Annotated in this window: 8 protein-coding genes and 1 other RNA gene; all 9 read right to left on the minus strand. The window is 37.3% G+C overall.

Annotation, left to right across the window (positions count from 1 at the left end; translation table 11 throughout):
• Positions 1–154 precede the first annotated feature (154 nt).
• The gene (locus KI363_RS00990; RefSeq protein ID WP_212964955.1) at positions 155–2,383 is read right to left on the minus strand and encodes an AraC family transcriptional regulator; all 2,229 of its coding nucleotides are present in this window, start codon (positions 2,381–2,383) and stop codon (positions 155–157) included.
• Positions 2,384–2,536: 153 nt separating this feature from the next.
• Positions 2,537–4,039: an extracellular solute-binding protein gene (locus KI363_RS00995; RefSeq protein WP_191967528.1), complete on the minus strand. Its 1,503-nt coding sequence runs from the start codon at positions 4,037–4,039 to the stop codon at positions 2,537–2,539.
• Between the two features lie 28 nt (positions 4,040–4,067).
• Positions 4,068–4,925 carry a carbohydrate ABC transporter permease gene (locus KI363_RS01000; RefSeq protein WP_158323346.1) on the minus strand — a complete coding sequence of 286 codons (858 nt, stop codon included), beginning with the start codon at positions 4,923–4,925 and terminating at the stop codon, positions 4,068–4,070.
• Between the two features lie 22 nt (positions 4,926–4,947).
• A complete protein-coding gene (locus KI363_RS01005) occupies positions 4,948–5,913 on the minus strand; it encodes an ABC transporter permease (protein WP_212964957.1) in 966 nt (321 codons plus the stop codon).
• Positions 5,914–6,258: 345 nt separating this feature from the next.
• Positions 6,259–7,026 carry a tRNA threonylcarbamoyladenosine dehydratase gene (locus tag KI363_RS01010; protein ID WP_212964959.1) on the minus strand — a complete coding sequence of 256 codons (768 nt, stop codon included), beginning with the start codon at positions 7,024–7,026 and terminating at the stop codon, positions 6,259–6,261.
• A gap of 314 nt (positions 7,027–7,340) precedes the next feature.
• A non-coding RNA gene (gene ssrS, locus KI363_RS01015) (6S RNA) lies at positions 7,341–7,529 on the minus strand.
• 73 nt (positions 7,530–7,602) lie between these two features.
• Positions 7,603–9,375, minus strand: a complete 1,773-nt coding sequence (gene aspS, locus KI363_RS01020) for an aspartate--tRNA ligase (RefSeq protein WP_158323349.1) — start codon at positions 9,373–9,375, stop codon at positions 7,603–7,605.
• Positions 9,376–9,394: 19 nt separating this feature from the next.
• Positions 9,395–10,657, minus strand: a complete 1,263-nt coding sequence (hisS, locus tag KI363_RS01025; protein WP_158323350.1) for a histidine--tRNA ligase — start codon at positions 10,655–10,657, stop codon at positions 9,395–9,397.
• Between the two features lie 948 nt (positions 10,658–11,605).
• A complete protein-coding gene (locus KI363_RS01030) occupies positions 11,606–11,782 on the minus strand; it encodes a hypothetical protein (protein ID WP_191967529.1) in 177 nt (58 codons plus the stop codon).
• Positions 11,783–11,790: the final 8 nt, after the last annotated feature.

The following is an 11,790-nucleotide window of genomic DNA, read 5'->3' on the forward strand; positions in this document are numbered from 1 at the left end:
CTTTAGGAACGAACAATTTAATGAATTAGCGAAGTATATTTCCGGAGCTAGTACATGCTCAAACACCGTATTGTTCGGATCTTCAGTTATTAAAAAACTTTTGTCCCTACCTCATTCCAAGAAAAAATTGGAGACATAAATCCTGATCCTGGCATTATGAATAGTACTTTTTTCGATATTGTCCAGGTGTCATGCCTTCCACCTTCCTAAATGAACGTATAAAAGAAGCTGAACTATTATAATGAAACATTTCCGCAATCTCAGCAATCTTCATATTTGTTTCTCTTAATACCTTTTTCATGTTTTTTATTCTATACCTTAACAGGTATTCACTAAAGCTGAGCCCCGTTTCTTTTTTAAATACTCGGCTAATATAACTGGGATGGAAATTTATCTTAGAGGCGATCATTTCAAGAGTTAAATCGCTAGTAAATTCCTTTTCAATAATGGATATGACACTTTCTGTAATATTGATCTGTATGGCACTTTGTTTATCAGCATACTTTTGAATAATTGGCGGAAGTATGATCTGCGTTATCCAACTTTCGACTTCATTTTTATTTTTAAGTCTTAATAATTCTTCAAATAATATTTTCTTACCAAAAAGCTTTTCAGGAATTTCATCTAAATCTTGAACAAGCTCCAATAGTTTAGAGAGCAATTGCACCATTATACTTTGATATTGCTGAAAAGAAATATCATTATTTGTAACCGCTATCATAAATTCGTTTATTGATCGCTCAACTTCTTCTGTATGCGCTCCCTTAATCGATTCGATTAGCTCCTGACAAACCTGTTTTGGGAAACTGTTTTTTACGGAGTGATCTAAGGTAACATCATCAATGCTTATAATCATTCCGGGTTCTAATTTCTGATGATATCTGAGTGCCTCTGTTGCTTCATGGTAAGCATGTTCTGTGTCTGCTAAATTCGTATAAGGGCGACTAATTCCAATACTAATACGTAAATCAAGATATTCCAGAACCAAATGATTCATTTCTTCCGCTAAACTGGATAAATATTTACGATGATGTTTTGGATTTTTTTCATGAATTTGTATGATGGTTGCTTGGTATTCATCCAAAACTACCGGGGGAAAGCGCAATTCGTTAGGGATCGATTTGCTTATTAGATTCTTAATAGAATACAATATTAATTCATTATCTGTTTCTTTGTATTTAACTTTTTCTAACATATCATTTTTTATAACGAGAACAGCCAGTGATTGCCAATCTCTCTTAAATTTTAGATCCTCTACCATTTCATTGATTTTCTCAACTTTTAATTGCCCCATAAACAAACCTAATACAAAGAATTCTCTTAAATGTTCTCTTTGGGTTTCAATCTGATCCCGAAATTGAGAAATCCCATTTTGTATACTTATAAATTCATCCTTTAGATTTAAAATGTTTTTACTATCTTCGTGAGATACAATGGATTGATACATGTGAAGAATTGGTTGATATAAATGTCTGGAAGATAAGGAGACAGCGATGATTATAACGATTAAAATGATGATACACACAATTGCCGTATACCAACCGATATCCTTTGAGTCCTTGGTGATAGCTCCTATCGGGACAATGGATAGATAGGTCCAATGATTGTAAGAAGATTTACTAAAATTAACGCCAACATTCTCATCATTTATTTTCATCGTAAAATAACCATTTTCCTTTTCCTTACTTTTCAGTTCATTTACCAACTTGTCTGATGTAAGAAGGTGATTCCAAGATCTATTTTCAGAAATTAATTGATAATCACTATCCAATACAAAGAAATCTTCTGTATTTTTATCTCCATTCATTAGTTTGTTAATTTCCTTTTTAGGAATTGAAATCCTTATTAGCCCTTTCGGTTCATTCGTCAGTAAAGGTAGTTTTTTCACCAAGTTGACAGACTCCACGTTGTTATTGGAAATGATCATCCAAGTTGATGAATTGGGGATTTTTTTTACACTAGAGTATCTTTTAAAATAATCCGTTTCACTAGGGTAATTTAATCCACCTTTCGTAATCACCCAGTTTTCTTTAAAATTAATCAGCTCTACCTCGTCGGTCCATAACTTGTTTGTTTGAAATCTTTTCATCGCAGCTAATAAATCACGGTATGTCATAAAATCTTCGGAAGTTAACTTACGTTCATAGTTAGAAGTAAATGATGGGGACAAAATAAATTGCGTTACATTATTATCTAGTGACTCTAGGTGATATTCTAAACTCATCTTAGTCTGTTGTAAAACTTGCATATTTTCTTTCGCAACTTTTTCTTCTATTTCGCTAGCTGCCTTGTAGTAAGATAAAACACCTAATATAATGACAGGGAAAGTCGATAATAATAGACTCAATATAAATAGCTTTTTATAATATCTTGATTTTTTCATATTAATAAAAATCCCCCCTTTACCTCAACGAATGCAGGCTTTTCTAATATAATAAGCCTAATATCGGAAAAGTAACAAGTGACTTTTAGGGGATTCTAACGTAATAAGACAGGCATCAAAGGATACCTGTCTTTCGATTCTTATAGCCATATATTATTTTTCTAATTTAGCATATTCTGCGGCATACTCTTCGCCCATTTTGTCTCCGCCACTACTTCTCCATTTTTCTATTTCTTTTTTCCAACCTTTTTCATCTAATTGCCCCATAATAAACTTTATATTGGCATCTGAAATAATCGTATTTAATTGTGGGCCCTTCTCTGCTTGTGTATCCGAAATTAATCTAGTTGCAGGATTATGAATAGCAAAAGATTCATTTTCAATCGGAAGTTCTAATTCTAATTTCTCTAGTGGTGATAGTTCACCTTCCAGTGCATTCGTTTCCGCTGGTACAATTCCAAGTGGTAATGTATAAGGAAGAATGACTTCATTATGAAGGTCTGCACCCTCATTTAAAACAGGCTTTCCATCAACCAAATCATAATGTTTTCCTTCAATTCCCCATTTAAACAGCGTATGCATCGGCTCTTCCTGTAGCTTTTCAAAAAAGCCTAAAACCTGAAGTAATTCTTCTTCTGTTTTTATGGATGACTTTGGAAAAACAAAGATCCCATTATGTCCTCCCCCTGCAGGAACTCTCTTTCCATGAGGCCCCTCAAGTAAACTAAAAGCTCCTAATTCTGCATTCGGATCATGTTCCCTAATTCGATTGTACATACGTACAATCGAATTACTCGTATCAGGCCAAACTCCAGCTTTTCCCAATGAAAAGGCTTCTTCCCATTGAGAACGCTCAATAACAGCAAAATCTTCTGTAATTAATCCATCGTCATATAACTTTTTAAAAAATTTCAAGCCATCCAAATATTCTGGGGTAGATGTTGTATGAATGAACTCTCCATCTTTCTCGTCCCAACCATTTGGTGCACCAAATAGAGGGGCAAACCGATTGATTAACCCTTCTTTTTCCACAGTCATACCGTACGTATCATCCTTCCCATTCTGATCAGGATCATTATAAGTAAAGGCATGAAGCATTTCGTAAAATTCCTCAACCGTTTCTGGTTCTTTCATTCCTAAGTTATCTAACCAGTCCTTTCGGTAGGTATAAACATCACGGGCTAAAGGCCGCATCCGAGGAAGACCATATGTTTTTCCATCGGTGGAGATATTATCGAAAATAACCGGATTTATGCTTGATAAATTTGGAAATTGATCTAAATAAGGCCCAATTTCCCAAAACAGATCTCCCCGAAACGCATTAATCATATATGGCTCTCTATACTGATTCATACCGATTACCATAGGCATATCTCCTGAAGCAATGACAGCCGGTAACTTTTCCGAAAATGTTGCACCTGGAGCAGCTTGGATATCTAATTTTGTATTTGTGTATTCTTCTATAGCCTTTTCAACATCATTTCCTTTTTGTGGGAACTCAATGCCATCAAAATGCATCATAATACTAATTTCTAATTCTCTATCCTGCTTAGAACTAGTTTTTTCACTAGCTACTTCCTCTTTCCCACTACAACTCGCTAAAAAAACTAGAGGTAACACCAATCCAATCATGAAAACAAATAATTTCTTCAACATGGCTCTTTTCCTCCCTTTTCGCATAAAATTATCCTTTAACAGACCCCAGTAAGACTCCTTTAGCAAAGTGTTTTTGTAGGAATGGATATACTAACAAGATGGGGACCGTAGAAATAACAATAACCGCCATTTTAATCCCTTCCGAAAAAACGACGGCATCATCGGCAATTTCAGTAGAATCCCCAATGGAACCTTGTGCTAAGATCACAACTTGTCGAAGCAATACTTGTACCGGCCATTTTAATGGATTATTAATATATAAAACAGCATTAAAGTACTGATTCCATAATCCAACTGAGTAAAAAAGACCAAAGGCCGCCATTGCTGGCAATGATAAAGGGATAACGATTCTAAATAAAATGCCCACTTCATGACATCCATCCATTCTTGCAGATTCTTTTAATTCCTCTGGTATCCCTTGAAAAAAGTTTTTCATAATTATAAGATAAAAGGCGCTGATTGCATTAGGGATCATTAAGGCCCATAACGAATCTATTAGTCCCGTCCCTTTAACGATAAAATAGGTGGGGATCATTCCCCCGTTAAATAACATCGTAAAGATTACCATCAGTAAAATGAGCCGACGTCCTGCAATATGGGTATGGGCTAAGGCATAAGCCATTAATGAAGTAAAAAACAGATTAATAATCGTCCCTAAAATGGTGATATAAACCGAAACCCCCATACTTCTTGCAAATGTTTCAGTTGAAAAAATGTAACGGTATGCATCTAAAGAAAAACCTGTTGGAATAATCGAAGATGAATTGGAAAAGGATGTCATCACAACATATAAAAATGGAAGAACGGTGACCAAAGCAATCATAAATAAAATCAGATAATTAAACACATCGAATATTCTACTCCCAATTGTTTTATCCTGAATCAAGGGTAATTCCTCCTTTCCTCCTCTAATAAATCCCTTCTTCGCCAAATTTCTTTGCTAATGAATTGGCTCCAATGACTAATATAAAACCTACAATCGATTTAAATAAACCGACTGCAGCGCTATAGCTAAATTGGCCTTGTCTAATCCCAACTTGATATACGTAAGTATCAAAAACCTCTCCAACTTCGCGGTTCATGGCATTTAACATAAGAAATATTTGTTCAAATCCCAAATCCAAAAAATTCCCAAGGCGTAGAATAAGTAAGATCACTATGACACTACGGATGGAAGGTAAGGTAATATGCCATAATAAGCGCCACCTATTGGCACCATCAATACGAGCAGCCTCATATAATTGAGAATCTACACCCGCTAAGGCAGCAAGAAAAATAATCGTCCCCCATCCAGCATCCTTCCAAATCATTTGAATGATGATTAAAGGACGGAACCAATCCTGGCTCATTAAAAATGGAATCTTATCTCCCCCCAACCAAGAGATCAATTCATTTATAATCCCACCTTCCGTAGTCAATAAAATATAACTGATCCCAACAACGACAACCCACGATAGAAAATGGGGAACATAAACCATGGTCTGAACAAAACGTTTAAACATTTCTTTTCTCACTTCATTCAATAAAAGGGCAATAATAATGGTGATAGGAAAGAAAATCATTAAATCTAGAAATGCAATATATAAGGTGTTTCTAAACAGCATCCAAAACTCAGGTTCACTAAAAAACCGTTCGAAATGCTTGAATCCCACCCACTGACTATTCCATATACCTAGGTGTGGCTGGTAGTTCTGAAAAGACATTAAAACGCCCCACATCGGCAGATACTTATAAACAATAAAATAGACAAGACCAGGTAATAAAAATAAATAAAGCCATCGATCTTTCCACAAACGCGTTGTAAGCGGTTTCCCTTTAGATAATAAAAATTCCTGCTGAGTAGTCTTAATTACTTGTGTCACTTTAGAACTCATAGATAAACCTCCTTTTTTGGGTTGATTTTTGAATTTACCGAAACCCCTCTCCTTATAGGATCAATGCTTATATATAAATTAACAAAGCCGCAAATTACAGTCTATATCCATCTTATAACCTTATTTACTAAGACATTAGGAGTCATGCCTATCCAATCATTGCGTTTATTGATCCGAAAAATAAACATGCATCTTTCAACTTTAACTATCCATTTCATGATTTATATAAGATAATTAGCGGCCGCTAAGCGGCCCGCATTTTCCTAAAATAAACTAAGACCGAAACGAAAGAGACATAAATTGAAATAATTTATGTTCCTTCCGTTTCGGTCCTCATTCACCTAACTACTTACGATCCTTTATTCGTTCGATAGAAATATCTTTTATAATTTCTCTTACAACATAACTAGCCATAAATAACCCCGCTGTTGATGGAACAAAAGCATTAGAAGATGGGGGCATTTGCGCTTTCCGTATTTCTGAACCATCATTTCCTACGGTCTTCCGGACATCCTCACGAATAACAATCGGGCTTTCATCTGAAAAGACCACTGGGATTCCTTTTTTAATTCCCTCTTTTTTTAATCTTGTGCGAACTACCTTTGCAATTGGATCTGTATGTGTCTTAGAGATGTCACTTATTTTTAATCGTGTAGGGTCCATCTTGTTTGCTGCTCCCATGGATGAAATAATCGGGATTTTCCTTTTTAAACATTCTTTCATTAATAAAATTTTGTAACTGATCGTATCTGAAGCATCTATTACAAAATCAGGTTGTTGTGCAAAAAACATATCTGAGGTTTCTTCTGTATAAAACATTTTCAGGGAAACCACTTCACATTCGGGGTTAATATCTTCAATCCTTTTTTCCATTAAATCCACTTTAGGTTGGCCTACAGTCGATAATAACGCAATCAACTGCCGATTCACATTGGTGATATCTACATCATCTTTGTCAACTAAAATTAGTTTTCCTACTCCAGAGCGTGCTAATGCCTCTGCTGCGAAAGTACCTACCCCGCCTACCCCTAGAACAGCTACAGTACTGTTCTTTAATCGATCAAGCCCTTCTTGTCCAATCGCTAATTCATTGCGCGAAAATTGATGTAACATCTTATTCAACTCCATCTTATAAGTTTGCTTTCAAAATGAATATATATTTTTCATGTCGTGAGTTTGCACTATCGTCATAAATGAACAATTTTACACAGTAAAAAACAACCAACATTTCTCCAGCTGGTTGTATCTTTTAATGCGTGTTATCAAAAAGGAGGATAAAAAGGACCAAGAAGTTCGAGGCGGCGCAGTTTCGAGCAGCGGAATGTATGCAGTTAGATACATGAGCAGCGGAGAAGCAAGCCAACAAAGAAATTCGCAGTGTCATTTTTACCGGACTTTTTGAACAACCTCTTTCAAAACAAAAATGGATAAGTCCCGATCGTGCCGTCTTTTTAACCTCTGTTTTGAACCCGCTCTTGGCAGGTGGGTGTCCTGCTACAAACCTTGTATGTCCTCTCAACCGGAGGCTTATACTCAGAATGTAGACAAACGGACTCCCGTATTTATAACTTGTCGGTCAAAACGATAAGGAATTAGAACGAACACATCAGGACCTATCCTGTTAATAAAATATTATCATAGGTAACTCATTTTTACAAATGGTTAGAAATGGGGATTTTGCCCTGTTTTTTACTCTTCCTCTTTCGCCAAATGTAAATGTAATTCCTGTAACTGTTGTTCACTTACGACGTCTGGTGCCTTCATTAATAGATCACTAGCGCTTGCTGTTTTCGGGAATGCAATCGTGTCACGCAAGCTACTACTTCCAGAAAGAAGCATAACTAGACGATCTAGACCGAGAGCGATTCCCCCATGTGGAGGAGTTCCATATTCAAAAGCCTCAAGAAGGAAACCAAACTTTTCTTTCGCTTCCTCTTCTGAAAAACCAAGCGCCTTAAACATCTTTTTCTGAATGTCACTCTCAAAAATCCTTAGAGATCCTCCACCAAGCTCATAGCCATTTAAAACAAGATCATACGCTTGGGCCTTTACTTCCGCGGGATTCGTTTCCAACTTATCAATATCTTCACGAACAGGCATCGTAAAAGGATGATGGGCAGCGGAATAACGTCCAGCTTCCTCGTCATATTCTAATAATGGCCAATCAACAACCCAAAGGAATTGATAAACAGATTCATCAATTAATTTTAGGTCTTTTCCTAATTTTAAGCGTAAAGCCCCTAAGGCATCTGCAACAACAGAACTCTTATCTGCCACAAAGAGGATTAAATCCCCAAGTTGAGCAGAGAGCTCCTGACGAAGTTCTGCCTGTTCTGATTCCGAGAAGAATTTTGCAATCGGGCCTTTCAAAGCGGCTTCTTCTACTTTCAACCAAGCCAGCCCTTTTGCCCCATATCTTGCAGCGAATTCACCAAGAGTATCAATATCTTTTCGAGAATACTGGTCAGCGGCATCTTTTACTACGATCGCTTTCACTTGGCCACCTGAGGACACTGCTCCAGAAAATACTTTAAACCCACTATCCTTTACAAGCTGAGAAACATCCTTTAATTCCATTCCAAAACGAGTATCAGGCTTATCTGAACCGAATCTTGCCATTGCATCGTCATATTTTAAAATAGGGAATGGCGTTTCAATTTTAATATTCTTCGTCACGAGCATGATTTTAGCCATCATTCTTTCCATCATATCGCGGATATCATCTTGACTCATGAAACTAGCTTCAATATCCACCTGTGTAAATTCTGGCTGTCTATCTGCCCGTAAATCTTCATCTCTGAAACAACGGGCAATCTGATAATATTTATCAAAGCCACTCACCATTAATAATTGTTTAAACAATTGTGGAGACTGAGGCAAGGCAAAAAATTCGCCTGCATGTACTCTACTTGGAACCAAATAGTCTCTTGCTCCTTCAGGTGTGCTTTTTGTTAAGATGGGTGTCTCCATATCTAAGAAACCTTCATCATCTAAAAAGTTGCGAATGGTTTTTGTTATATCAGACCGCATTTTAAAAATAGCATACATATCTGGTCTACGCAGATCTAAATAACGATATTTCAAACGAATTTCCTCGGCAGCCTCTGTCCCTTCTTCGATTATAAACGGTGGTGTTTTGGCTTCGTTAAGCACGGTTATGTCAGATACGAGCACTTCAATCTTTCCAGTAGCAATATTTGGATTTACTGTGCTATCCTCTCTTTTCACAACCTGTCCTCGTACATCTAGAACATATTCATTTCTTACTTTTTCAGCTTTCTCCAAAGCTTCTTTTGAAATGTCAGGGTTAAAGACAATTTGCACAATTCCGGAACGGTCACGTAAATCGATAAAGATTAACCCTCCTAAGTCTCTTCGTCTTTGGACCCAACCTTTTAAAACGACAGACTCACCAATAGCAGATTCTGTCAATTCTCCACAATAATAGGATCTTCCAAACATCTCTTTTCCCCCCATCAATTTAGTCTAATAATCCCTCTTTAAGATTTTCCAAAGCCATTTCTTTTTGTTCCCCTGTAACAAGGTTTTTTACTGTTGCTACACCTGAGGATAATTCATCATCTCCAATGATGACAGCATATTGTGCCCCTAGACGTTCAGCTGCTTTGAATTGCGCTTTTAATTTTCGATCCATATAATCGCGTTCCACTGAAAGACCATCTCGACGTAAATTTTGTAACAACGCAACCGAATAATCTTTTGCTTTTTCTCCAAGGGCAATAATGTAAGCATTCATTTGTTTGTTATTTTCCATCGGAACATCTTCCGCCTCTAATGCTTGAATTAATCGTTCAATACTTAAAGCAAAGCCGATCCCAGGTGTGTCAGGTCCCCCCATTTCTTTCACAAGACCATTATATCTCCCCCCACCGCAAAGAGTCGTAATCGCTCCAAAACCTTCCGCTTCACTCATAATTTCAAAGGCAGTGTGGTTGTAATAGTCTAATCCTCTTACAAGAGTAGGATCGACAACAAATTCAATATTCATTGCGTTTAAATAATGTTGAACTTGCTTGAAATAAGTGGATGAATCATCATTTAGAAAATCGAGAATAGATGGAGCTGATGCCATTAACTCATGCTTACGATCCTTTTTACAATCCAAAATGCGAAGCGGGTTTTTTTCTAGTCTTTCTTGGCAATCTGAACAAAACTCATTGATTCGCGGCTGGAAATGCTGAATTAAAGCATTTCGATGAGCTTTTCTACTTTCACGATCGCCAAGACTATTTATGACAAGCTTTAATCGTTTAAGTCCTAAACTCCGATAGAATTCCATCGCTAAAGCAATCACTTCGGCATCTATTGCCGGATCCATACTCCCCAAAGCTTCTACACCAAACTGAACAAATTGTCTGTATCTACCAGACTGCGGTCTCTCATAGCGAAACATCGGTCCAAGATAATAAAGCTTAACAGGTTGATTGGGTAAACCGAACATTTTATTTTCCGTAAAAGAACGGACAATCGCTGCTGTTCCCTCTGGCCGCAATGTCAAATCTCTTCCACCACGATCTTGAAAGGAGTACATTTCCTTTTGGACAATGTCGGTCGTATCCCCGACGCCACGTTGGAATAATTCAGTTTGTTCAAAAATAGGCGTTCTTATTTCTTGATATTGGTATAATTGACATATTTTTTTTGCTGTTTCCTCGATCCATTGCCATTTTTCTACTTCCCCCGGCAAAATATCCTGTGTACCTCTAGGTATTTGAATCGTCAATGTTTATATCCCCCTTGCATTTATTTTTATTATCCAGCCTCAGGCGTCTTGCGCTTTTCTTATGGTTAAGGAATTTATAAAATTTGTCGCTTGTGGATAACTGTTTACGTTGCGGTTTGACATCCAGCTCCAGCGCCCAGCGACTAGCAAACTTTCGGTGCCTTCCTACGATAAGTCAACATCGATTCACCCTTTGGGTTCATCGTGTTTCCTTTATCTCGTCAGGCCCCTAAAAAGTTTGTACGTCGCTAAACGGGCGCTTGCGCTTTTCTTACTACAAAAAAACTCCCATCCCTTGTTCCGAAAAACAAGGGACGAGAGTTTTTCCCGCGGTGCCACCCTTTTTAAAGCTATATATTTACAGCTTTCACTTTAACCGTTATCGCCTGTGTACGTCCAGCTTCTACTGCCTTTAAGAGGATGTTCAAAAAGTAAGGATCAAAGGCTAAATTCGCGACATCCTGTCGCAACGCCTTTGTGACCTGCGTCCTGCAGGCCTCGGTAAAAATGACACTGCGAATTTCTTCGTTGGCTTGTTTCTGCGCTGCTCATGTATCAGGTGATAAGGCTCTTCCGTTAAAACCGCCCACGTCCTGTGGGCAACACGGAAGTCAGTACATCCTGTACAAGTCCGCTCCTCGGAAAAGAAAACCACTTTTCCTTCGTGCGATGCGGATTCAGGGAAGCTTTCCTTGTGCTCGAAACTGCGCCGCCTTGAACTTCTTGGTCCTTTTTATCCTCCTTTTTGAACACACACTTTATGGGTTCGAAGAGGAAGCCTACGGAATGTGCTTCATTAAGAAATATATCAGAGAAATGCTTTCAACCGAGGCATTTCCTCTCTTTCTGACCATTCTTAATTACTTTTTCCCTCATCAGCTTAATATTGTAATTTGATTATTTCATCATACGAATTTCGTGCTTCTTTGTCAATAGCTTCCAAATATTTTAAGAGCGATGAAGACCTTTTTTCCAAGCCTTTATTTCCGACAAAGCTAAACCGGATTCATGAATGGTTTTATTTAATAAATCCATATTGTTTTTTTCACAGTTATCTTGCCAATCCATCTGAATGAGTTGTGAGGAACTATACATTAATGTTTGATTTTTCTCATTCGCTCTCATTTATTTTA

The sequence above is a fragment of the Lederbergia ruris genome (genome assembly GCF_018332955.1).
Classification (GTDB): domain Bacteria; phylum Bacillota; class Bacilli; order Bacillales; family Bacillaceae_C; genus Lederbergia; species Lederbergia ruris.

Excerpts from the sequence above, each read along its gene's own strand:
- KI363_RS01005 (WP_212964957.1), bottom strand. The coding sequence starts at position 5,913 with ATGAGTTCTAAAGTGACACAAGTAATTAAGACTACTCAGCAGGAATTT.
- aspS (WP_158323349.1), bottom strand. The coding sequence starts at position 9,375 with ATGTTTGGAAGATCCTATTATTGTGGAGAATTGACAGAATCTGCTATT.
- KI363_RS01030 (WP_191967529.1), bottom strand. The coding sequence starts at position 11,782 with ATGAGAGCGAATGAGAAAAATCAAACATTAATGTATAGTTCCTCACAA.
- KI363_RS00990 (WP_212964955.1), bottom strand. The coding sequence starts at position 2,383 with ATGAAAAAATCAAGATATTATAAAAAGCTATTTATATTGAGTCTATTA.
- KI363_RS00995 (WP_191967528.1), bottom strand. The coding sequence starts at position 4,039 with ATGTTGAAGAAATTATTTGTTTTCATGATTGGATTGGTGTTACCTCTA.
- KI363_RS01010 (WP_212964959.1), bottom strand. The coding sequence starts at position 7,026 with ATGTTACATCAATTTTCGCGCAATGAATTAGCGATTGGACAAGAAGGG.